Source organism: Synechococcus sp. O70.2 (assembly GCF_047462135.1).
Taxonomy (GTDB): domain Bacteria; phylum Cyanobacteriota; class Cyanobacteriia; order Thermostichales; family Thermostichaceae; genus Thermostichus.
Genome location: NZ_JANSIS010000002.1, coordinates 43,811 through 66,112, shown reverse-complemented (window position 1 = coordinate 66,112; position 22,302 = coordinate 43,811). Strand labels below are relative to the sequence as shown.

The following is a 22,302-nucleotide window of genomic DNA, read 5'->3' as shown; positions in this document are numbered from 1 at the left end:
CTGAGAAGGGGCACTTAGTCCAGGCTAGCTTAAGCCTCGGCAGCGCCCTTCCTTCCTGAACAAGAAGTCTATAGAAAGGCTCAGGGGGCACTCTGGAGAGTGCCGTCTTCTGTTAGGAAGCGAGGGCTTAGAAAAGGACGCAGCGCCTGGGGAATGCGGATCGAGCCGTCTGGCTGCTGGTGATTTTCCAACAGAGCGGCTAGAGTCCGTCCCACCGCCAAACCGGAGCCATTGAGGGTGTGGACGAAGTGGGTACCCTTTTGCCCAGCCTCTTTGTAGCGCAGGTTGGCGCGGCGGGCTTGGAAATCCCAGCAGTTGGAGCAACTGGAGATCTCACGGTAGCGGTTTTGGGAGGGGAACCACACTTCCAGATCGAAGCAGCGGGCCGCCGAAAAACCGAGATCGCCGGTACACAGCTCCACCACCCGGTAGGGCAGCTCCAGCATCTGTAAGATGGCCTCAGCATCCTGCACGAGTTTTTCGTGCTCGGCCTCCGATTGCTGGGGATGGGTAATCTTGACCAGCTCCACCTTTTGAAACTGGTGCAGCCGGATTAGGCCCTTGGTGTCCCGGCCATAGCTGCCGGCTTCGCGGCGAAAGCAAGGTGTGTAGGCACAAAAATAAAGCGGCAGACGTTCGGCCGGAATCACCTCATCCCGGTACAGGTTCGTGAGGGGCACTTCTGCCGTTGGGATTAGCCAGAGGTCGTCCTCAGCACAGCGAAAGCTCTCTGAGGCAAACTTGGGCAGTTGCCCTGTCCCCTCTAAGGCGGCGCTGTTGACCAAAAAAGGAGGGATCACCTCGGTGTAGCCAGCGGCAATGTGGCGCTCCAGCATCATGGCAATCAAAGCCCGCTCCAGAGCTGCTCCTGCCCCTACCATGGCCACAAAGCGGCTCTGGGCTACCTTGACGGCACGGCCAACCTCCAAGAGGCCCAGCTTCTCGGCAATCTCGTCATGGGGAAGAACGGGGTGGTTAGGTTTTAGCGCATCCCCCCAGCGGCGCACCTCCACGTTTCCCGTCTCATCCTGGCCCACTGGCACGTTGGGTAAGGGCAGATTGGGCAGGGTGAGGAGAAGAGTCCGTATCTCCTCCTCCAGCTCCCGCTCCCGCTGCTCCAGCTGGGCAATCTCAGCCTTGAGATCTGCTCCTTGCTGCCGCAGGGCCGTCACTTCCGCTCCCTGGGGATCCGCCCCCTGCCGGATGAGCTCGCCCACTTTCTTGCCCAGGCTGTTGCTTTCGGCCTGCAGAGCAACGCGCCGGGTCTCCAACTGGCGCCGCTTGCCATCCAGCTCTAGGATCCTGTCCAAATCGGCGACGGCCCCGCGCTTGTTCAGGGCTTGGCGCACTTCTTCCGGGCGATCCCGCAGCAGCTTTAGATCCAGCACAAGACCTGCCTAGCAAGAACTTCTTACTTTTTCAGCCAGCTAAACATGGCCCGCAGCTCCTTGCCCACTTTCTCAATGGGGTGCTCGGCCTCGCGGCGGCGCATCGCAGTCAACACGGGTTTACCTGCCTGGTTTTCTAGGACAAACTCGCGGGCAAACTGGCCACTTTGGATCTCAGCAAGGATGCGCTTCATCTCGGCACGGACTTGCTCCGTGATGACGCGGGGGCCACGGGTGTAGTCGCCGTATTCTGCCGTGTTGGAGATGCTCTGGCGCATTTTCTCCAGCCCCCCCTCGACGATGAGATCCACAATTAACTTAACTTCGTGCAGGCACTCGAAGTAGGCCAGCTCCGGCTGATAGCCTGCTTCCACCAACGTCTCAAACCCCGCTTTGATCAGGGCCGTAAGGCCGCCGCAGAGCACCACTTGCTCGCCGAAGAGATCGGTCTCGGCCTCTTCCCGAAAGGTGGTCTCGAGGATGCCAGCTCGAGTGCCGCCAATTGCCTTGGCATAGGCCATGGCCCGCTCCCGCGCCATCCCGGAGGCATCCTGATAGACAGCAAAGAGACAGGGAACCCCCTGCCCCTCTAGGTAAGTGCGCCGCACCAGGTGACCAGGGCCTTTGGGAGCCACCATGATGACATCGATATCCGGGGGGGGTTGAATCTGGCCAAAGTGGATGTTGAAGCCGTGGGCAAATAGAAGCACCTTGCCCGGCCGCAGATGGGGGCGGATCTCGCTTTGGAAGACAGCCTTTTGGACTTCATCCGGCAAGAGGATCATCACCCAGTCAGCGGCAGCAGCTGCATCGGCCACCGTCTTGACGGTCAACCCCTCCTGCTCGGCTTTGGGCCAAGAGGGGCTGCCGGGGTAGAGGCCGACGAGGACGTTGACACCGCTGTCGCGCAGGTTGAGAGCGTGGGCGTGCCCCTGGCTGCCGTAGCCAATGATGGCCACCGTCTGGCCGTTTAGGAACTCTAGGTTGGCGTCGGTATCGTAGTAGAGGCGAGCCATACTTAGGCTGGGTAGGGAGTAGCTGCGTTTGAACTAGGATACCAGGATGGCAGGGAAAAACAGAGCAGGTTCAGTGGCCATAGTGAACGGTCTTCACCCACCTCAGCCGTTTGGGTTGCACACACATCCGAGCCGTGGTGACAATCATAACCGGCAGCCAGTGGAGCATGTAGAGCAACCCCAGGACCGTACGCCACCACAGTTGCCGCCCGCGTAGCCCCTCCACCTGGCGTAGGCCGCGATAGAAGGCCAGGGTCAGGGATCCCATGACCAGAGCGTTCAGGGGAAGCAGCACTGAGGAGTGGCCCGTCAACAGCACCCAGAGGGTATCGGGAACCAAAGCCATGGGCAGCAGATACTGGGAGATAAAGAAAGCCCAGAGATCAACGGTCTTGGCCATGCCTAGGCGACCGCTGAGGACCCCTGGCCAATAGTCAAGGTAACGCTGGTAACCCCCTTCTGCCCAACGACAACGCTGGTACCAAAGGCTTTTCCAAGAGGTAACCCCCTCTTCGACAATAGCGGGCTCGGTGAGGAAGGCAATATCCACCCCTGCCAGGTGGAGCTTCAAGGTGAGATCCAGGTCGTCGGTGAGGGTGCTTTCGTTCCAGCCGCCGCACTTTTCCAGAACATCCCGCCGTACCAATTGGCCGTTGCCCCGCAGTTCGCCAATACCCCCGATGAGTACCCGCTGCTGTTGCAAGTAGGCATCGGAGGCCATCTCTGCCACCTGGCCCAGCGTCCAGAAGTTGACGTCGGGGTTGCTCAGGGCTTTGCGCACCTGTACAGCACCTACTGCCCGCCGACCAGGACGAGGAGGCTGAGCAAATAAAGGCAGGGTGCGAACCAGTAGATCCGAGGGCACAATGGCGTCGGCATCACAGACAAGGATAATCTCTCCCTGGGTCAGGGGGAGGACCTCGTTGAGGGCGCCAGACTTGCCGCCCCCTCGCCCTGGGGGCCGCCGGTAAACTCGGAGGTGCGGCAGCCATTTTTGGGCCTCCTGCAGGATGTCTGGGGTGGCATCGCTGCTGGCGTCATCAATGGCCCAGAGCTCTAGATGGCTGCGAGGGTAGTCCAGCTGGCTAAGGCTGTGCAGCAGCCGCGGTAGCACAGCGCTCTCGTTTTTGGCCGGGATCAGCACCGTTACCCGCGGCAGAGGTGGCTCCTGCAAGGCCAAAGCCTCTGAGGGAAGGTTGGGAGATCCCTTGTCAACCTCGTCTCTAGCTGGGGTTTCCAGGGGGTGAAGCCGTAAGGGAGGCGGCGGGTCTGCCGGCTGCAGGCGAAACAGGCGGTTGACGTGGATAACCATGAAGGTAGCTAGGCCAACAGTAAGCCAACGGGCCACGGCTACCTGATGCATCAGGCTCACTACCCCCCACACCATCGCTAAAACTAGCAGAGCTTTAAGCCGGCGGCGCTGGGCTGAGGTGAGCAACCACTCGGGGAGATCCAGATCCTCTAGGGGAACCGCCTCTGACCAGACAAACTCAGACATGGGGAGTATCTTGTCGAACAGCTTTGCCCAAATCAACCGGCTTGCCTAAACCTAGGCCTGGCGGCTGTTCAGAGGTCGTTAATAGTCACCACCGGGTTGCCACCGAGTTGGGCTGAAAACCTAAGCTCCTGGGCTGCCACCCCTGCAGCAAGGGATCCCTCCTGCCCCAATGGGGAGCTCATGGGTTGCCGCGAATTTCCTTGATGACCCCATCTTCAAGCAGGATCTCCACCTGCATTTTCTGAATCAGATTGTCTCCCTTTTGCACGTAGAAGAAGCTCTCCACGCTGCCCTGCAGCACCTCCTGGTTCAGTTCCAGGTCGCTCAGTTGGTTGAGCTGCTGGAGCAACTGGTTTTTCTGATCCAGGAGCCTAACCTTTTGCTCGTTCACGCGGCTTTTCACTGCTTCCACCTGCTGGAGCACCTGAGGGCTATTGGGGTTAGGGCTTTGCTTTTCGATTTCGGCAATGGCCCGCTTACCCTGAAACTCCAGTTGCTGTATCTGAGCATCGGTGGCTTCAATCTGCCGCTCCAATTGCTCCCGCATTTCTTTCTTCCAAAGGGGGGTGACCACCACCTTGACAGGGATGGTGCGCTTGAGCAGTAACTGAGTGCCGTTGCCGACGTTGTTTTCTTCCATAAGACCTATGCCAGGCAGATGACCAAGCAGACGGGGAAATCTCCCCTCAAAAACTCTGGACTTGGGGAAGAGAAGCTCAACCGACTAAATCCTCTCCTGCTGAGCCGGCGAACTCACCTACTTTATCCTACCGGCTGGGATCCCTGCAGTAAAGTCTGGGCTGGGGGCAATGGCAGCTTTGGTTAAGGATCTTGAAGGTCGCTGCCCTGCGGCGGCGCGAAGTCAGTTAGCGTGAAAGACGGTGTTCTCGGATTTTGCAGCAGTCATGAGCGAACTGGCCTCAACTCCCTGGCAACCCTCGGCAGGGGCTGCCCAGCCAGTGCGGATCGCCTCCCGCAAAAGCGAGCTGGCTTTGGCCCAGACCTACTGGGTAATGGGACAGTTGCAGGCCCACCATCCAGGATTGCCGCTGGAGCTGCACACGCTTTCCACCCAGGGAGACATCATCCTAGATGTGGCGCTAGCCAAAATTGGCGATAAGGGCTTGTTTACCAAGGAGTTGGAGGTCAGTCTGCTCAACGGCAGTAGCGATCTGGCAGTGCACAGCCTCAAGGATTTGCCCACCCGTTTGCCAGAGGGCCTGGTACTAGGAGCGATTACGCAGAGGGAGGATCCTTTGGACGCGCTGGTGCTGCGGGAGGAGCTGCGTGGCTACCAACTGGCCACCCTGCCCGAAGGGACGGTGATTGGCACTTCGTCGCTACGGCGACTGGCCCAACTGCGCCACGCCTTTCCCCACTTGCAGTTTAAGGACGTGCGGGGCAACCTTAACACGCGCCTGGCCAAGCTGGATCGGGGGGAGTACGACGGCCTGATTTTGGCGGTGGCCGGCCTAAAGCGGCTGGGCAAAACCGACCGGATCCACGAGGTGCTGGATCCCAGTGTGTCCCTGTACGCCGTTGGCCAGGGATCCCTGGGGCTCGAGTGCCGGCAGGGGGACGAGCGGATTCTGGAGCTCATCCGACCCTTGGCCGATGCGGAGGCGACAGCCCGCTGTTTGGCCGAGCGAGCTTTCCTGCGGGCGCTGGAGGGGGGCTGTCAGGTGCCCATCGGCGTCCACAGCCAAGTTCGAGGGGAAGAGCTGCACCTGACCGGCATGGTGGCCGACCTAGAGGGGCGACGGCTCATCCGCGATACCCAGACGGGATCCACCGCCGATCCGGAAGCGGTTGGGGTGGCCCTGGCGGAGAAGCTGAAGCAGCAGGGAGCCGACGAGATCTTGCAGGAGATCTTTGCCCAGGCTCGCTGCTAAATTCTCTTGGCTAGCTCTCGGGAAACTGGCCAAGGGAAAGAAAAACGGCAGGGAGAGTTTTAGATCCCCCCCTCTGCCGTTACTGCTGCCAAGGACTTGCCTCAGATAGGGAACTCACATTCACAGCAGCAGTAGTTGAGCTCCACCTTAGCTTCCAAGACAGCCGTGTCGTCTTGAACCACCAACGTAACCTTGTTGTTGGCAACTTCAGCGGGCGAGAGCGTTAGGGTTTTGGTAAAAGTCTGACCTGTCGAACTAACAGGTGAAGCGTATAGGAACCCCCATCGAGTTAGAGTGCCGCCGTTATACACGTAGTACTTGTCGTTGCCCGCATCCGGAGAACTGTTGCTGCTAGCCGGCAAATTGTTGCGGTAGGCAAACGTCAGAGTACCTCCCAGCCGGCAGCCTGCTTTACAAGGAGGATTCCATTGAAAAGTGTGAGCAAAGACTTTATTTGGGTTTGGTTCTGACCAGTTGGTAGTTCCATAAGGACCCTGGAGCTTGTTCCAAATGGTGGCTGGAATCTCTGGCTGCAAAGGAACAGCGGGGCTGGGTGGCGGAGCCTGCAGCCTCACCGACTGCAACCTCATGGGCCGAGGGCAGGGGAGCGTGGGCAACGGTCTTGGAGAGGGGAGAATGGGGATCTGGCGGAACAGCTCATCGATGGCCTCAGTTTCGGGAACAGGGGAGGGCGCGGGTTCTGGAGTCCTGGGCCTTGCTGGCACAGCCGGCCTTGGAGCTTGCGCTACCGGAAAGTGCCCCCAAAACAGATCTCTACCAGAGGCAATCGAGGAAGGGCCATAGCTCCAGAAACCAAAAGAGACTAGAGCCAGTATACCTAGGCCCAGGCCTGTTTTTTTTCATTGACGTTCTCCAAGAAACTTTCTACCAACAAAGACTTTTCAGAGAAGAGTAAGTTCCCTAAGTGTCGCGATTTTTGTAAACTTCTATTGACTCTTGAGCTCCTGAGAAAGCCAAAGGAAAGATTCCTAGGCATTGAAGATACGTCTCTCAAACTTCAGCCCAAGCCAGATCACGCCGATCCCACAGACCACCAGCACCGCCGATTTGGTCATCAGGTTGGTCTGGTACTCGAAAAAGCGGGTCAGCACCACCAAGGTCAGGCCCAATAGCCCCTGCCAGAAGCGGCTCCGCCGCCCCTGCTGCAGCCCTTCCCAGCAGAGCACTGCCGACAATCCCACGAGCAAAAGGGTCACGATCCAGGGAGCAAAGAAGGCCAAGGCTACCTTTGCGGTTAGGTTCAAAGGCAGGGCGCTGCGGATCCCCAGCAAAAGCACCAAGGCAACCAGCGAGAACAGAACGGCAGCATCCTTCAGCCAAGCAGAAACGGGCTGGGAACTCTTTGCCTGCCAGCCCTGCCACCAGCTCCAACCAGCTAGCAATAGCAATCCTGCTGCCGACAGGCCCGCCCAGGGATCCACAGTTTGGACTAAGGGTACAGGTTCGAGATCCCAGTCCCAAAGCTCACGAAAGCTCCAGAGGTAGAGGAGAAAGCCCAACCCTAGGGAGGCCAGCTCCTCCGTCGCCAGAGCCAGATCCCAGCCTTGCTCCTGCTCGCCCTCCTGGCCATCTTCTCCGGTCAAGATCTGGCCTAGCCACTGCCCACGGCGTTGGTGCCAAAAGCCCAGCCCCCAGACGACAGCAAGACCAAGCAGCAGCCAGAGGGTCAAGCTTTCTGCAGACCTGTCCCAGCGCCCTGCCAACCTTTCTAGCGCCAGGCCGAAATTTACCAATGCCAAAGCCAAGATCCAACGGGAGCGGCACCCATAGGCAAGGGGCAGCAGTAGGCCAAGGGCCAGCCAGGGGTAGAGAGGATCCAGAGCCGAGCCGATCCCCTCCTCCCACAGGGTAGTTATCCCAGCCAGGGCGAATAAGAGACAGGCCAAGATGCCGCTGGGAGTGTGGACCAAGCTGTAGGCCATGGCCAGGCTGCCCAGCCCCCAGGCCAAGAACAAGCCCGCCGGGGATCCCCCGATTTGAACCCACTGGGCCGTCAGGCCAACGGCAGCCCCCAAAGACAGCTCGCCGGCAATCAACAAGGCGCTGCCCAAGCGCGGGGAGCCCTGCTGCCTAAGCCGAAAGCCGGCCCCCTGCAGCCCCAGCGTGAGAGCCAGGGATCCCAAGGCTCTGGCCCAGCGGGGAATGGCGTCCCAGTTGGCGGCCACGAAGGAGATCGCCCCCAAGCCCACTAGCACGGCGCCAAACAGCAGCAGCAACAGGGTAAAGCGGCTGCCGGCTGTTCGCGGCAAGCTCTCTAGCTGGTAGTACTCCCGCAGGCGATCCCGTTGCTCCGGCTGGATTAGCCCCTGCTCCACCCAGGTGTCCAGTAGATTAGCCAGTTGACGGCGGAAGCGGTCGTCGGGGCGGGGAGAAGTCACAGGGGATCCCGTCAAGGTGCCGGGTGTAGCAGGGTATGTCGCCAGTATTCTAGCCCCCACCCCCAACCCCTTTCCCAAAGGGAGAGGGGAGATTGGGATCCGTAGCCTGGAGCACCCGCTGCAGCACCTCTTGGTAGCCGGCTGCCGGATCGCCGAGATCAAAGCGAAAGAGGTCTTTATCCAGCACTCGTGGCTCAGCTCCCTCCAGATCCCACAGGCGGCAGGTGTCGGGGCTAATTTCGTCCGCTAGCCAGATCTGCCCTTCCTCGTCCAAGCCAAACTCCAACTTAAAGTCCACCAGCTCCAGCCGGCAGCGCCTCCAGAAGTCGCGAAGGTGAGTGTTGACTGCCAAAGCCAGGGATCCCAACACCTCCACTTGCTCTGGCGTGGCCAGGCGCAACAGGCGGATGTGGTCGGGAGTCACCAGGGGATCCCCCAGGGCATCGTTTTTGTAATAGAACTCCACCAGCGGCGGCTCGATGGGAAGGCCTCGCTCCAGGCCCAGGCGCTTGCAGAGGCTGCCGGCAGCACGGTTGCGCACCACCACTTCCAAAGGCAGGATCCGCAGGGCGCGCACCTGCATCTCACGGGGGCCGGTTTGGGCCAAGAAATGGTTGGGGATCCCTTGCCGCGCCAGGTAGGCAAACACCCGGCTAGAGACGGTGCAGTTGACCTCCCCCTTGCCGGCGATAGATCCCCGCTTTTGGGCATTAAAAGCCGTGGCGTCGTCTTTGTACTGGCAGAGGTAAACCTGGGGATCGGCGGTGCGGTAGACCCGTTTGGCTTTGCCCTCGTAGAGGAGCTCTTGGGGCGTGGGCAAGGAGGACATGAGCAACCCCTAATATCCGTTCAACCGTCCGCAGATCCCTTGCCAGAAGGTGATGGCCAAGATGCGCAGATCCAGCCACAGCGACCAGTTTTGCACGTAGTAGAGATCATACTGGGTGCGGCGGGCAATGCTGGTATCTCCCCGCAGGCCGTGGATCTGGGCCCAGCCGGTGAGGCCACTTTTTACCAAATGCCGATCCGGATACTTGGGGATCTCCTGGCTAAACTGCTCGACAAAGTAGGGCCGCTCGGGGCGGGGGCCCACCAGGCTCATTTCCCCCTTCAAAACGTTCCAAAGCTGGGGAAGCTCGTCCAGATTGGTGCGGCGCAAAAAGGCTCCTATCTTGGTTCGGCGCGGATCCCCAGGGCGCGTCCAGCCCGGCTGGCCAGAGGCTTCGGCGTCCACCCGCATGGTGCGGAACTTGGCAATCCAAAAGCGCCGCCCATCCAAGCTTACCCGCTCCTGCCAATACAGGATGGGGCCAGGGCTGCTGCAGGCCACCAGCAGAGCGATGACCAGGAAGAGCGGGCTAAGCAACACCAGACCCAGGGAGGCCCCTAGGATATCTACAGCTCGCTTGAGGAAACGGTTGTGGGCATAGCGCAGAGGGGGCTGCCGCAGCGTCAGCAGCGGGATCCCATCCAGAGAGTGGAACTGGAGGTTAACGGTTAAGAAGCTGAGAAGCTCTGGCACCAGGCGCACTTGAACGGAGAGGGCTTGCAAGCTCAGCAAGAGGGACGCAGAGGCCAACTGGGGCTGCCCAAACCACACCTCCTGGATCTCAGGGTGAGCCTGTACATAGGCCACCAGATGAGCGGGCTCAAGCCGCTCCAGCTTCTGCAGAGGCCCCGGCTCTGGCGCCGAGGGATCCCCAGCCACGGCCCAAGCCTTGACCTCAAACCCCAAGGCCGGACAGCGCTCTAGCCGCTCCAGCACCTCGGCCAAAAGCAGTCCGGATCCCACCCAGATGACCCGTCGCCTCCCCTGGCCGCGGGCGTACAGCCAGCCCATGCCCAGCCGCAGCGCTGCCCGCATTACTGTCAAGCCGAGCAGAGCTAGTAGGCCAGCATAGCCCACCACCAAGCGTGAGAGCGAGACGGAGCGCACGAAGAAGGCCCCTGCCAGCACCAGGCCGAAGGTCACCCCCAGCCCCAGCAGCAAGCTGGCCCATTCCTCGAAGCGAGATAGGCGCTTTGATTCGCCGTATCCTCCCAAACCGGCCTGAACGCCCCAGTAGCTGAGAACGGTCAGCAACCCCAAGCCAGCGTAAACATCCCACGGCAAAAGTTGGTGAGGGCCTAGGCTGCGCAGCCAGTAAGCTGCCCCGAAGGCCAGCCAAATACAGAGCCCATCCCCAAAACAGGCCAAGGGCACCCACAGGTGGTGCGGATCTAGGCTCAGGGTGTAGCTACCCAAAAAGGGCCCCGTCCTCCTCCAAGAGGACTGCCTCTGGCTAAAGGGATTGGCCAAGAACTGTCTCCTCTAGAGTCCAGACTGGGATTCTAGTGGTTGGCCGTCCCAACTGGCCAGAGAGCTGCCCTAGCCAACCTAGAGGACACTACAGCCCGTAGAAATCGGGGCCGGATCCCTCGTAGCTGGGGTTAACCCGCAAGTTGAGATAGGGGCAGACAATCTCGCAGGTGCGGCACTGGATGCAGTTTTCCAAAGCCATGGCGTGGGAGCGGAGGCCGTTGCGTTCCCGGATGTGGTGGACTTCTGCCGGGCAATCGGCCACGCAGGGGGTAGGGCGGTTAAGTTTGTCGTAGGTGGCAATGCACTGGCGGCAGGTGTCGGCGCTAAACTCGAGGATATGGCGGTTGCCTTCGGGGTAGCGGGGATCCGCAAAAAAGACGGCCTCGGATCGCGAGAAATAGCCCGCTCGAGTGGTCAATGTTTCGGGATCCACAACGCTGGGGGCCACAAAGTCCGCCTGGATGGCGGCATGGGGGGCCACATATCCCCGTGGGGGTGGCTCGCTGGCGCTGACCCGTCCCGTCAGCAAGGTATAGGCACGCAGGAGTTCCCTGCCGCGACGCACGGGATCCTGCAGGCCCCAGCGCAGGGATCCCAGCCAAGGGTGGCCGGCATCCACGCTGCGGCAGATCTGGGGCAGGTACGCTTCCAGCAGATGGGGGTTTTCCAAAAAGGCTTCCCGGAAGTAGCGGCTACGGTAGAGATCTTGGCCAACGGAGCTCTCCATCACCGCCTTTTGGTAGGCCTCTTGGATCCGCAGATCTCCTTTCAAGAAGCCGTCGTGAATGAGGCCCGCTGCTAGGTAGCCGGTCTCCATGGCGTTGTTGATCCCGGCCAGGCTGCCCACATCCAGCACCCCCAGGGCATCGCCCAAGAGCAAGGCCCCTTCGACGCCAAAGCGGGTGGGCAAGCTGTAGTAGCCCCCTTCGGGAATGACAGCCGCCCCGTACTTGAGCAACTTGCCGCCAGCAATCAGGGACTGGATCCAGGGGTGGGCTTTGAACTCCTGCAGGCGCTGCTGCGGGTTGAGGTTGGGATTTTTGCTGTCGAGGCCAATGATGAGGCCCAGAGCCAGGCGGTTATCTTTGAGACCATAGACAAAGCCGCCGCCAAAGCTGCCATCCAAAACGGGGTAGCCCAGGGTATGCCACACCTGCCCCTGCAGTGAGCCAGGGACCTGCCACAGCTCCTTGACCCCCACTGACCACAGTTGCGGCCGGGGGCGCAGGTGAAATCTTTCGATCAGGTCCTCAGAGATAAACCCCTTGTCGCCAAAACAAGTGAGCTCGGCAAAGACACAGTCTTCATAAACCTGGCCGGAGTCGCTCACCCGCACCCCAATGACTCGCTCCCCCTCATAGAGGATCTCATGGGCGGCAAAGCCAGGGAATACGTCCAGGGTGACGTTGGGGATCCCTTTAGCCTTTTCTTGTAGGGTTTCGGCTAGCCAGCGAATGACATGGCTGAGGGTGAGGATGAGCTGCCCCTGTTTGCGCAACCCCTTTGGGATCACTGCCTCTGGCAAGTCCCACCGTTCCTGGGATCCCAATATGCTCAGGTGGCTCACCTCCACCCGCCCCTCGTGGGGAAATCCTTGGCTCTCAAAATCCGGGAAAAGCTTGGCAATCACCTGGGGGTTGCAGATAGCGCCACTGACAATGTGCCCACCAAATTGCCGGGCTTTTTCCAAAATGGCAATGGAGATTTTAAGCCCAGAGAGCTTGGCCAGATCCAGAAGGCGATGGGCCAGGATTAGGTTCGAGCAGCTCCCCCCCACCAAAAGCAGGTCGTAGCGAATGGCTTCACCCATGCAGAATTCCCACCCAGCGGCTTTGGATACCCTGCCTGTATCCTAAAGAGAGGCGGTGGAAAGAAAGCAAAACTTTAGACCTTCTCAAGCTTCTGCGCTGCCTCCACAGCCGAGACAATGGCCAACTCTCCTTCTCATCGGTGGACGGTCGCGGTGCCTCTTCTAGCAAGACTGTCGGGGTTTTTCCTCAGACTTCGGGCCAAGCTGTCTGCACTGCCGTCTGGGTTCAAGCAATCCCTAGCTTTTGCGATAGCAACACGGCTTCGGTGGGTAGAACCGACAGTTCGTTGGCAGCAACTGGATCTGCTCCGGTGGGATCCCCCAGTCTTGGCGAGTGTTGAAGGATCGTCCTCTGCCTATGTCTATGTTGGCAATGCTGCTCTGCACTTTCTTGGCTCTTTTGAGCTGCAGCGTTGTGCGGCATCACTTATTTCAGTCGGGCGGCTACGACCTCGGAATTTTTGACCAATCAATTTATCTAATTAGCCGTGGAGAAGTTCCTTTTTCCACCATCCGCGGGATCCACATCCTCGGGGATCATGCGGCCTTCATCCTATATCCCATCAGTTTCTTGTACCGCATTGTCCCCTCGGTTTATTGGCTGTTCGGCATCCAATCTCTGGCGCTAACTTTGGGAGCGCTGGCCGTTTACCATCTTGCGCTCCGGGCCGAGATTGATCCGGGGAAGGCGAAGACCATTGCCGCCGCCTATCTTCTCTACCCGGCTATCTTTAACGCCAACCTTTTTGATTTTCACCCAGAGGTGTTGGCCGTTCCCCTTTTTTTGGCAGCTATACTCTGCATTCGCTCTGGCAAGCTGTGGGGGTTCTTGCTGTGCCTGGGCGGTATCCTTGGCTGCAAAGCGGTGCTGTCTCTCAATGTTGTTGCCCTGGGAGTTTGGCTACTGCTTTTCGAAAGCAGGCGAATCCAGAAGCGCTGGCAACAGCGCTACCAGGTGGCCGGCTGGGTGGCCGTAGCCTTAGGTTCAGCCTGGTTTGGCATAGCCACTTTTTGGATTATCCCTCACTTTAGCGGCAGCGAGCCGGCGGCCATCTCCCACTATAGCTATCTGGGCAGCTCTGTTTCTGAGATCATCCAAAACTTGGTGCTCAAGCCAACATTAGTCTTGGGCAAATTCTTCTCTCTCGATACCCTATTCTATGGATTTTTGTTGATTATCCCCGTGGCCTGGGGGCTTTCTTGGCGCCACTGGGATCCCTGGATCCCTGCTCTGCCAACTTTAGGGCTGAACATTCTCTCCAGCAATCCTGCCTATCGGGATCTGGTGCACCAGTATGCGCTGCCTGTTGTCCCCTCCTTATTTCTGGCTATTATTGAAAGGATGAAAACGCCTTGCTTTCAAGCTCGTTTTGCCAAGAAAGCGGCCCTGACCTGGTCGCTGCTGGCTTTTCTGGCTCTGGGCAAATACACTTTTTTCGGATCTATCTATCTCCAGTCTCTCGACACTTGGCAGGCCACTCGAGAGGCCCTTGCCCAGATCACCACTCAAGGGGGCGTTCTCACCACCCACGAGATCTGCCCCCACCTCACCCACCGGCGGGTTATTTACTTTACCGACGAAAGCCGCTTTAAGGGATCCCCCCCTGACCAATGGGATCCCTTTGATTATGTGCTACTGAACAGCCGCCATCCGGGATGGCGCAGCAGCCTAGAGTTCTCCCATGCTCTGATCCGAGCTTTACAAAAAGAAGCCTCGTTTCGACTGCTCTACCATCGCGATGGGGTGTACCTGTTCTCCAGGCTACGGGAAAAACCTTAGGCTTAGCCTGCTGCTCTCAGGGGCCAAGAAGCTCAGCTCAGAATCCCGAACCCCACCGACCAAGAAGAGGGTGGGGAGACGAGCAGCTGACATCCTCCCTCTTTGCTGAGGCCTAGGATTTGGGGGGCAGGAAAGCTAGAATCTTTTCATGCTGACGGATGCTGCCTACGGCGTGATCCCAGTGCTTCCCCTCCCACCTGCCCAGGGATCCCATCTCTATCTGCTCATTCAGCACCAAAAGGGGCACTGGGCCTTCCCCAAAGGACACAAAGATGAGGGTGAGAGCGAGCTGGCGGCAGCCCAGCGGGAGCTGCGCGAGGAAACCGGCCTGACCGAGTATCACTTTCTAGTGTTGCCGGGCCAGTCCGAGCCTCTATCGCTGCAGGAGGTTTACACCTTCACCGATTCCGCCGGGAATGCCGTGGCCAAGACCGTTACCTACTACGTCGCTCTCCTGCCAACCCAGTTCCCTCCCCCTGAGCTACGGGTTCAACCGGAGGAGGTGGCTGCCTACCGCTGGTGCTCCTACGCCGAAGCTTTGGAACAAATGACCTTTGAAGAAAGCCGCCAGCTTCTACGCCGCTGCCAAGCTTATCTAGAAGAGCTGTGGGGAGGCCAAAGGTGATTGCAACTCAACGGCCCAAGCTACTGCTCGACAATCGTGACGTTAAAGCCCTGATTTTTCAAGGTCTCGGCATGGTAGCGGGCATATTCTAGTTGTGCAAAGGCTGCTACCTGTACAAACTTTTGGCCGTTCACCTCTTTAACAAAGGCGTCACGGGCAATGCGGCGAGCCTGCGCCAAGCTCTCCTCCCCAGAGTAGGTGGTCAGCACCAAGAAAGTGCCCTCGCCGCGGTTTGGCCCCAGCGAGTCGGGATCGCTGCCGGTCAAAGGTACCGCCCGGGGCAGCTTGTCTTGGGAGGGACGCTCCAGGCTAGCTGCCAATTTCTCCACCCATGTCTCCTGGCTGGGAGGAGTTTGCAGGCTATCCAGCGGGTTGGGGACATTTTCAAGGGGCTCAACTTGCAGTTCCTCCACCGAAGGAGTGGTCAACCCCAGCGCTAACTCAGGGGGAGTCACCCCACCTGAATACGACTCTTCCCCCACCTCGGGAATCAGGGGTAGCTGGGCCAAGTCCACCAAAGCAAGTTTCTTTTCAGCTTTGGGCAGCGACAGATCCTCTGGCCAGAGTAGCCAGCGCACCCCAAAGCCAATCCCCACCCAAGAGAGCACCCAAACCAGCAAAGCCGCCAGGGGCGAAACTCCTCTAGAAGGGCGGGGCACTTCTTCTTCCTCTAAATCTTCCACCACCTCTTGGATCAGCACAGGCAAAGGACGGTGGGTGGGAAGGCTGCTAGCGGACTGGCTCCCCCGCAGCCGTGAGATGGACTCCCGGCGCTGTAAACGCGGCCAGAGACGGAAATGTTTCCCTTCTTTGGGCGGATCCAGATGCAGACGGCTAGGGACTTCCGAAAGCGTTCGTTGGGGCGTCAGCTGCGTTTTCTGAGGCGGCGGCAGGGGCTGAGTAGGATCTGAGTGAAGTGGAGAAAAGTCCATAGATAACCTACCCTCCCTCGCTTAGGAACCAGTATGCAAAGCCAACCTCACACTCTAGCCGTTGACAGCTTGACAGCAGGACTGGGGCAAGGGACAGAGACAACGCCATTAATACCATGCCACAGAGCTGAGGCCGGCCTCTAGAGCTTGGCCCCAAAGAAGCCCCTATCAGTCAATGGGTGCTATAGGAGAGAGATTTTCCAGGATCTCTCGACAGGCCGAGAGCAGGCGCTCTTGCTCCGGCAGAGTTCTTAGGCCAATACGCAGATAGCGATCCCCCAGCTCTGGGAAGCTTAGGCAATCCCGCACCAGGATGCGGTACTGCCGCAGCAGCTGTTCTTGAAGCTGCGTGGCGGAGAGGGGGCAGCGCACCAGCACAAAATTGGCTTGGCTGGGCCAGGGATCCCAACCGGGCAGCGCCTGCAGACCTCTGAGCAGATGCTCGCGGGCCCTGGGCAACCACATCAAGGTGCGCTGGCGAAAGTCCGCGTCAGCCAAAGCCGCTGCCGCCGCCACTGCCGCCAAGCCATTGACGCTCCAGGGATCTCGCCACTGCCGCCAGCGTCGCCAGCGCTCCGGATGGCCCACTGCAAACCCAATGCGCAACCCGGGTAAAGTAAAAAACTTGGTCAGCGAGCGAATGACAAGGGTGTTAGGGTGGGCCTCAAGGTAGGGGATCAAGGTTTGACTGCGGGGCAAAGGGGCCACTGACCCGCTGGGGCAAGCAGCTGCAGCGCAGAGATCAATTGGATCTTGCGGCGCGTCTCCCGGGAGAAAGTCCATAAAAGCCTCATCCACCACCACCTGCTCAAAGTGGGGTAGAAGAGGCAGAATGGCCTCCCGCGGGATCAGCTGGCCCGTCGGGTTGTGGGGATTGTTTAGCCAGAGCACCCGGCCTCTCTTGTTGCCAGGGATCCCTTCTGGCAGCAAAGCAGCAGTGGGCGATCCCGAACAAGACAGCCAATCCAGCGGCTTGATCACGGCACCTGCTGCCCGCAGTGCCCGCTCATAGTCGCCAAAAGCGGGACGGGGCAGCCATACCTCCAGCCCCTGTGCCTCCCGAGCAGCCCAGGTCAGCAATTCCGCCGCCCCGTTGCCGACAAAAATCCACTCCGGGTCGACTGACCAGCGCTGCGCCAAGCAAGCACGTAGCTCTCGATAGTCGGGATCCGGGTAGCAGCTGATGGCAACTGGGTCCGGTGCCGCCAGCGCTCGAACTAGGGCTTGCACAACCGACTGCGGCGGGCCCAGGGGGTTGAGGCTGGCGGAAAAATCCACGATGGCCTCAACCGGGCAACCAGCAATCGCTGCTGCCCAAGCTCGGTGGCCACCATGTCGAGGCCGTTGCACGCTAATCCCCTCAGGACTCCCTCCCGCCTATGCGAACGGGACCTGGCCTAACCCAGCGGTTCAAGACCTGTGGCCAGCTGCCACCGCATCGCGAAAAGCTTTGCCGGCGGTGAAAGTGGGGACAACGCTGGCGGGAATCACCATCTTCTCGTTGGTTTTCGGGTTGCGGCCTTCCCGTTCTTTGCGCTTGCGGGCCTCAAAGGAACCAAAGCCCACTAGGGTGACCTTTCCTTTGGGTTCTCCGTTTTCATCGCGGGAGGCAACCTCTTCCACGATGATCTCCAAGGCTGCCGTCAAGACAGCCTCAGCCTCTTTTTTGGTTACGTTAGCGCGATGAGCGACGGCTTCCACAAGCTCTGCCTTGTTCATCCTGGTCTCCTCAATGAGCTGCTCAGAGAAGTTGTGGCTGTAGGAGCAGGGCTAGCCTTGTGCCAGGGCACAGCCGCTGCCGACGATAGGATTGTAGCCATTTGGCTCCAAATCACTGACCTATTTTACAGCCAACTTAGGCTAGAAGCCGGCTAGAGAAGGAGCTTAGGGACTCCCTCGTGCTAACCCAATCGAGGAGCAGAGCAGAATTTTTTGAACACAAAGGTAGCACTGAGATCATGCTAATGCTCTCCTAGCAAAGGGTGGAGCTGGGGTATCACTAGCTGCTTTGGAAGTAAGCCCGCATCACCTCGCGGAAGATCGGAGCTGCCCGGGATCCACCCCCGCCGCCACTGTTTTCTAGAAAAACCACGACCACCAACTCAGGCCGGTCGTAGGGAGCGTAGCCGACAAACCAGGCGTGGGAGCGCCGCGGCGGATCCTCAGCGGTGCCAGTTTTGCCTGCTACGGGAGGAAAGCCTGGGCCCAGGTTGGCGTTGCCGCCGGTGCCGTAAACTACCACATCCCGCAACCCCTGCTGCAGGATCTGCAAGGTGGCAGGGGAGAGGCCCACCTTCTGTCGCAGGGGCACAGGGCTTTCCGGGATCACCTGCTGGGAGAGCAAGGGACGAACCCGCCAGCCACCGTTGGCTACCGCTGCCGTCACCACTGCCATCTGCAGCGGCGTGGCGGTGACAAATCCTTGCCCGATGGACATGTTGACCGTATCGCCCACATACCAGGACTCGCGCCAGTGGCGCTGTTTCCACGCGGCATCGGGCACCAGCCCAGCAGCTTCCCCTTTGAGGCCAATCCCGGTAGGCTGGCCTAACCCAAAGCGGCGCGACCATTCTTGCAAGGGGGCGGCCTTGGTGCCTAGAGCAATTTGGTAGAAAAAGGTGTCGCTGCTGTAGGCTATCGCCTGACGGTAGTTCAGCCGCCCGAAGCCGACGCGGTTCCATTCCCAGAAGCGCCACCCGCCTACGCTAATGTAGGGAGCCGTCTGCAGCACCGTATCAGGAGGGAAGACCCCCGATTCAATCCCGGCGGCAGTGGTGATGATTTTGTAGGTGCTAGCAGGGGGATAGGGCCGCAGGGCGCGGTTGAGGAAGGGAAAATCCTGCTTTTGCAGGCTCTCCCACTGCGCTTGGGTGATGCGGCCAGAAAAGAGGTTGGGATCAAAGGTGGGATAGCTGGCCATAGCCAGGATCGAGCCGTCGCGGGGATCCATGGCGACCACTGCTCCTTTCTGCTGGCCCAGGGCTCGCTCTGCCGCCTGCTGCAGTCGCACGTCCAGCGTCAGCTGCAGGGTTTTGCCCGGCTGAGGAGGCTGTTCGCCTAGCACCCGCAGCACCTTTCCCACGGCGTCCACCTCCACCTGGCGCCCACCCCCCTGGCCGCGCAGATGGCTCTCAAACAGTTCCTCCACCCCCATCAGGCCGACAATGTCCCCCAGGCGATAGCTGGGATCGGCTCGCAGCTGCTCTGGGGGGATCTCGCCGGTGTAGCCCAGCAGGTGAGCGGCCAAGCTGCCGTGGGGGTAGAAGCGTACCGTCTCCGCCTCCACCATCACTCCTGGAAGTTCCCAGCTTCTCTCCTCCAGCCGAGTTACTACCTCGGGGCTGGCGTTGCGCAGGATGCGCACAGGGAATGGGGAGCGATAACCTGCTTGCTCCAGTTTTTGGGCAATTTCTTTGGCATCCAGGTTTAGGTACTGAGCCAGCTTGGGGATCGTCTCCTGCCAACCCTGCCGCGACTGCACCAACGGCCAGAGAAAGACCGAGTAGGACAGTTGACTACCGGCCAGCAACACGCCGTTGCGATCGACAATGCGTCCCCGCTCCGGCGGCTGGGGCAACAGGCGAATGCGGTTGGTGTCGGCCAACTGGCGGTAGTACTGGGCACGCACCAGTTGCAGGTAGGCCAGCCGCGATCCCAGTCCTCCCCACAGCAACCCGCTAGCCAGCAAGAGCAAGGCAAGGGCTCGATAGCCTTGGCCTACTGTTTTGGCCGGGGGGGATCCCAGGCAAGGGGGGCTAGGGGACGGCGGTGGGGGAAGGACTTGTCGCAGTACGGCCGGCTTGGAGTGGGGGGAAAACAAGGCTTGAGGCTTCCGCTCCCCTAAGGCGCTGGAGCTGGGCGGGGCAGGAGCAACAGGGTAAAGTTTGGCCATGAAAAACTGCCGGAAAAAGAATGGGAGCCGACCTTGGGGCCCGCTGATGCAGCTAGGCGGACAGCCTCAGCATCTACTCAGTATCTCTAGCTTTGGCAGGCCTCGTCCAGGAAAAGCAAGGCACCGACTGCGCCAGGCAGCCTGGCTGATGCTGGGCAATGGCCTGCGCTTAGGGTTGTCTGGAGCCTATTTCGTCCTGTTGGCGCGGCTGTTGGGCCCAGAAGCATTTGGGGTGTTCTCCGCCATCTTGGCCTGCAGCAATCTAGCTGCCCCCTTTGGCTATTGGGGCCAGTCAGAGCTTCTGATCCAGCGCCTAAGCGGCCGAGGATCCGCAGCATCTGCCCAGGAGATCGCTCCCAGCTTGTGGCTGGTCGGGCTGGGCTGCGGCGGGATAGTGCTGCTGTTAACACCTCTGCTGAGCCTTTGGCTGGTCGGGATCTCCCCCCTTGAGGTGGGCATCCTGCTGGGGAGCGACCTGCTGTTTATTGCCCTCCCCGAAGTGTACAGGGGGATTCTCATTGGGCAAGAGCAAGTTGCCGGGGTAGCCTTCATCGACACCGGCATGGCCCTAGGGCGGGTTAGCGCCGTGCTGCTGGCGATGGTTTTGGGCTGGGGATCCCTGACCCAATGGGCTATCCTCTACGGGCTAATGGTGTTGGCAGTGCTGGGGGCAATGAGCTGGAGGATGCGGCGGTGGTGCGCTCCTTCTCTTGCGGCTCTGGACTGGCAAGAGGTAGGGCCACGGCTGAGAGCAGGTTGGGACTTTGCCGTAGGGCTGGCTGCGGCAAAAACCTTCGCCGACCTAGACAAGCTGCTTTTGCCTCGCCTGGCCTCGAGCGCAACAGGGGGGCTCTACAGCGCCGCCTACCGGGTCATCAACTTCTCGCAAACGCCGATGATTGCGCTGCTCACTAGCCACTTTGCCGAGCTGTGCCGCCAGGGTCAGCAGGGCCTGCTGCAGGGCTGCCGCTACGCCCGCCAGCTTTTCCCCTGGGTGGTCGGCTATGGCAGCTTGGCTACTCTGGGGGTGGCCCTGGGATCCTACGGGATTCCTTGGCTGCTGGGATCCGCCTACCAAGAGACAGCTCTCATCCTGCGCTGGCTTAGTCCCGTCATTTTGCTAGAAGGGCTCCACCTGCTGCTGTCTCATCTGCTCACTGGCGCTGGCCTGCAAAAGCTGCGAAGCCGCCGACAACTGGCAGCCCTAGTCCTGAATGGAGCTTTGAACGGGATCTGGATCCCGGCGTGGGGGTGGCGAGGGGCAGCCCTGGCCACCTTGCTCTCGGAAGTGACCTTGGTGCTGGCTCTGCTGCTGCTAATCCGACAGGAATTGGGCCGCACCGCTGTCGCGAACGAGGACTAGAGGAAAGCCTTGGCCAGTTTGGCCGGGATCTCCTCAAGCGCAGCCACAACGGCCAGTTTGGGCAAGAGCCCTCCACCCCTAGCCCGATACCATAGCCTCAGAGTCGTTCCCCAGCCAAGAATGAGCAGATTCTCGGCAAGCCAGATCCCGCTTTTGGTTCTGTTTGGCCTGTTGCTCTTGGGCCTTTGGCCCACGCACGGGATGGGATCCCAGGAAACCCCTCTGCGGCTCCCGTTCCAGCCGACCGTGACCTACGGGGAAGGGTATGGAGAAGAGGCGGTGGCCCAGCAAGCCCAAAGTCGCTTTGCGCTAAAACTCTTCGATCACTTGCTCCGGCAGCAGCCGCGAGAGAACCTTTTTTTCTCCCCCTTGAGCATTCGCCTAGCCTTGAGCCTGCTGTACAACGGCGCTGCTGGAGAGACCCAAGCGGCAATGGCCAAGGTCCTGGAGGCCCAGGAACTCTCCCTCGAGGAGTTGAACTGGACCCAGGCTCAGATGGTGCGCTGGCTGGCGGAAAGATCGCAAACAGCAGGGCCAATCCAGGTGCAAATGGCCAACGGTCTTTGGGTCGATACCACCCTCACCTTGCGGCCTCCCTTTTTGCAAGCCCTGGCCACCTATTACCAAGCAGTGGCCAATCGGGTGGAGCTGGGATCCCCTCAAACGGTGCAGGCCATCAACCGTTGGGTAGCCGAGCGCACCCAGGGCAAGATTGACCGCCTTGTGGACCGCCTCGGCCGTGAAGACAGGATGGTTTTGCTCAACGCCATCTATTTCAGGGGAAAGTGGACCCAGCCCTTCGATCCGGCCCTGACAGAACCCCAGCCCTTCACCCGCCCGGATGGCAGCCGTGTCCGAGTGCCGATGATGGCTCAATCCGGCCGCTACGACTACCGGGAGACCAAGCAGCTCCAGGTGGTGCGCCTGCCCTATGGGGAAGGGGAGCTGGCCCTGCTGATCCTGCTGCCGAAACCGGGAGTAAGCTTAGAAGCCCTGCGGCAGGAGCTCAGCCCAGAAACGTGGCAAGAATGGACGGGATCCCTGCCCACCCGCCCCGGCTCGGTGCGGATCCCCAAGCTTAAGCTGGCCTACGAGACCGATCTGGGGCCGGCTTTGCAGCAGTTGGGCCTGGGGATCGCCTTTTCCCGTCGGGCCGATTTCAGCCAGATGACCCCAGAGCCAACACGGGTCAGCAGAGTCTTGCACAAGGCGGCCCTCGAAGTCAACGAAGAGGGATCCGAGGCGGCAGCCGCCACTGGCGTGCTTGTCTCGCGCACCGCTCTCGACCGGCAAGAGCCCTTCCAATTCGTATCGTAGCGGATCGCCCCTTCTGGTTGGCCATTGTGGCCTCGGGATCCGGCGGCAACCCGGCGGCTCAAACGCTGCTGTTTATGGGATCCGTAGT

General features: G+C 60.1%; 17 protein-coding genes. 5 read left to right on the top strand and 12 right to left on the bottom strand.

What is annotated here, in order from left to right:
* Nucleotides 1-80: 80 nt before the first annotated feature.
* From serS to NW812_RS02820, 4 genes are all read right to left on the bottom strand, one after another.
* The gene (serS, locus tag NW812_RS02835; protein WP_414393900.1) at nt 81-1,388 is read right to left on the bottom strand and encodes a serine--tRNA ligase; all 1,308 of its coding nucleotides are present in this window, start codon (nt 1,386-1,388) and stop codon (nt 81-83) included.
* A gap of 23 nt (nt 1,389-1,411) precedes the next feature.
* Nucleotides 1,412-2,404 (bottom strand): ketol-acid reductoisomerase, encoded by a 993-nt coding sequence (gene ilvC, locus NW812_RS02830; RefSeq protein WP_414393899.1) that lies wholly within the window; start codon nt 2,402-2,404, stop codon nt 1,412-1,414.
* A 70-nt stretch (nt 2,405-2,474) separates the two neighbouring features.
* Nucleotides 2,475-3,902 carry a glycosyltransferase family 2 protein gene (locus NW812_RS02825; protein ID WP_414393897.1) on the bottom strand — a complete coding sequence of 476 codons (1,428 nt, stop codon included), beginning with the start codon at nt 3,900-3,902 and terminating at the stop codon, nt 2,475-2,477.
* 178 nt (nt 3,903-4,080) lie between these two features.
* Nucleotides 4,081-4,542, bottom strand: coding sequence for a YlqD family protein (locus NW812_RS02820; protein WP_414393895.1), 462 nt, complete (start codon nt 4,540-4,542; stop codon nt 4,081-4,083).
* 265 nt (nt 4,543-4,807) lie between these two features.
* On the opposite strand from NW812_RS02820, the gene hemC reads away from it, so the two are divergent.
* Nucleotides 4,808-5,794, top strand: coding sequence for a hydroxymethylbilane synthase (gene hemC / locus NW812_RS02815; protein ID WP_414393894.1), 987 nt, complete (start codon nt 4,808-4,810; stop codon nt 5,792-5,794).
* A gap of 989 nt (nt 5,795-6,783) precedes the next feature.
* Here the strand turns inward: hemC and NW812_RS02810 are convergent.
* The 4 genes from NW812_RS02810 to NW812_RS02795 all read right to left on the bottom strand — a co-directional run bounded on the left by NW812_RS02810 (nt 6,784) and on the right by NW812_RS02795 (nt 12,305).
* A complete protein-coding gene (locus NW812_RS02810; RefSeq protein WP_414393892.1) occupies nt 6,784-8,193 on the bottom strand; it encodes a DUF2157 domain-containing protein in 1,410 nt (469 codons plus the stop codon).
* A 49-nt stretch (nt 8,194-8,242) separates the two neighbouring features.
* Nucleotides 8,243-9,013, bottom strand: a complete 771-nt coding sequence (purC, locus tag NW812_RS02805; RefSeq protein ID WP_414394369.1) for a phosphoribosylaminoimidazolesuccinocarboxamide synthase — start codon at nt 9,011-9,013, stop codon at nt 8,243-8,245.
* A gap of 18 nt (nt 9,014-9,031) precedes the next feature.
* On the bottom strand, nt 9,032-10,438 hold the full coding sequence (locus NW812_RS02800; RefSeq protein WP_414393890.1) for a sugar transferase: 1,407 nt from the start codon (nt 10,436-10,438) through the stop codon (nt 9,032-9,034).
* Between the two features lie 142 nt (nt 10,439-10,580).
* On the bottom strand, nt 10,581-12,305 hold the full coding sequence (locus NW812_RS02795) for an electron transfer flavoprotein (protein WP_414393888.1): 1,725 nt from the start codon (nt 12,303-12,305) through the stop codon (nt 10,581-10,583).
* 358 nt (nt 12,306-12,663) lie between these two features.
* Between NW812_RS02795 and NW812_RS02790 the strand changes: the two genes are divergently transcribed.
* On the top strand, nt 12,664-14,085 hold the full coding sequence (locus NW812_RS02790) for a DUF2079 domain-containing protein (RefSeq protein WP_414393887.1): 1,422 nt from the start codon (nt 12,664-12,666) through the stop codon (nt 14,083-14,085).
* 148 nt (nt 14,086-14,233) lie between these two features.
* Nucleotides 14,234-14,710: a bis(5'-nucleosyl)-tetraphosphatase gene (locus NW812_RS02785; RefSeq protein ID WP_414393885.1), complete on the top strand. Its 477-nt coding sequence runs from the start codon at nt 14,234-14,236 to the stop codon at nt 14,708-14,710.
* A gap of 20 nt (nt 14,711-14,730) precedes the next feature.
* Here NW812_RS02785 and NW812_RS02780 read toward each other — a convergent pair whose 3' ends face one another.
* The 4 genes from NW812_RS02780 to mrdA all read right to left on the bottom strand — a co-directional run bounded on the left by NW812_RS02780 (nt 14,731) and on the right by mrdA (nt 19,534).
* A complete protein-coding gene (locus tag NW812_RS02780; RefSeq protein WP_414393883.1) occupies nt 14,731-15,642 on the bottom strand; it encodes a hypothetical protein in 912 nt (303 codons plus the stop codon).
* Nucleotides 15,643-15,810: 168 nt separating this feature from the next.
* The gene (locus NW812_RS02775) at nt 15,811-16,992 is read right to left on the bottom strand and encodes a pyridoxal phosphate-dependent aminotransferase (protein ID WP_414393881.1); all 1,182 of its coding nucleotides are present in this window, start codon (nt 16,990-16,992) and stop codon (nt 15,811-15,813) included.
* Nucleotides 16,993-17,052: 60 nt separating this feature from the next.
* Nucleotides 17,053-17,361 carry an HU family DNA-binding protein gene (locus tag NW812_RS02770; RefSeq protein ID WP_414393879.1) on the bottom strand — a complete coding sequence of 103 codons (309 nt, stop codon included), beginning with the start codon at nt 17,359-17,361 and terminating at the stop codon, nt 17,053-17,055.
* 280 nt (nt 17,362-17,641) lie between these two features.
* The gene (gene mrdA / locus NW812_RS02765) at nt 17,642-19,534 is read right to left on the bottom strand and encodes a penicillin-binding protein 2 (protein ID WP_414393877.1); all 1,893 of its coding nucleotides are present in this window, start codon (nt 19,532-19,534) and stop codon (nt 17,642-17,644) included.
* Nucleotides 19,535-19,682: 148 nt separating this feature from the next.
* On the opposite strand from mrdA, the gene NW812_RS02760 reads away from it, so the two are divergent.
* Together NW812_RS02760 and NW812_RS02755 are read left to right on the top strand one after the other, a co-directional pair.
* Nucleotides 19,683-20,897 (top strand): lipopolysaccharide biosynthesis protein, encoded by a 1,215-nt coding sequence (locus tag NW812_RS02760; protein ID WP_414393875.1) that lies wholly within the window; start codon nt 19,683-19,685, stop codon nt 20,895-20,897.
* Between the two features lie 120 nt (nt 20,898-21,017).
* Entirely contained in the window at nt 21,018-22,214 is a 1,197-nt protein-coding gene (locus NW812_RS02755) for a serpin family protein (protein ID WP_414393874.1), read from the top strand.
* Nucleotides 22,215-22,302: the final 88 nt, after the last annotated feature.

What these genes read in the sequence shown, in the direction of transcription:
- hemC (WP_414393894.1), top strand. Translation starts at nt 4,808, where the DNA reads ATGAGCGAACTGGCCTCAACTCCCTGGCAACCCTCGGCAGGGGCTGCC.
- mrdA (WP_414393877.1), bottom strand. Translation starts at nt 19,534, where the DNA reads ATGGCCAAACTTTACCCTGTTGCTCCTGCCCCGCCCAGCTCCAGCGCC.
- NW812_RS02820 (WP_414393895.1), bottom strand. Translation starts at nt 4,542, where the DNA reads ATGGAAGAAAACAACGTCGGCAACGGCACTCAGTTACTGCTCAAGCGC.
- NW812_RS02790 (WP_414393887.1), top strand. Translation starts at nt 12,664, where the DNA reads ATGTCTATGTTGGCAATGCTGCTCTGCACTTTCTTGGCTCTTTTGAGC.
- NW812_RS02770 (WP_414393879.1), bottom strand. Translation starts at nt 17,361, where the DNA reads ATGAACAAGGCAGAGCTTGTGGAAGCCGTCGCTCATCGCGCTAACGTA.
- NW812_RS02825 (WP_414393897.1), bottom strand. Translation starts at nt 3,902, where the DNA reads ATGTCTGAGTTTGTCTGGTCAGAGGCGGTTCCCCTAGAGGATCTGGAT.
- NW812_RS02780 (WP_414393883.1), bottom strand. Translation starts at nt 15,642, where the DNA reads ATGGACTTTTCTCCACTTCACTCAGATCCTACTCAGCCCCTGCCGCCG.
- NW812_RS02755 (WP_414393874.1), top strand. Translation starts at nt 21,018, where the DNA reads ATGAGCAGATTCTCGGCAAGCCAGATCCCGCTTTTGGTTCTGTTTGGC.
- ilvC (WP_414393899.1), bottom strand. Translation starts at nt 2,404, where the DNA reads ATGGCTCGCCTCTACTACGATACCGACGCCAACCTAGAGTTCCTAAAC.
- NW812_RS02795 (WP_414393888.1), bottom strand. Translation starts at nt 12,305, where the DNA reads ATGGGTGAAGCCATTCGCTACGACCTGCTTTTGGTGGGGGGGAGCTGC.
- NW812_RS02785 (WP_414393885.1), top strand. Translation starts at nt 14,234, where the DNA reads ATGCTGACGGATGCTGCCTACGGCGTGATCCCAGTGCTTCCCCTCCCA.
- NW812_RS02760 (WP_414393875.1), top strand. Translation starts at nt 19,683, where the DNA reads ATGCTGGGCAATGGCCTGCGCTTAGGGTTGTCTGGAGCCTATTTCGTC.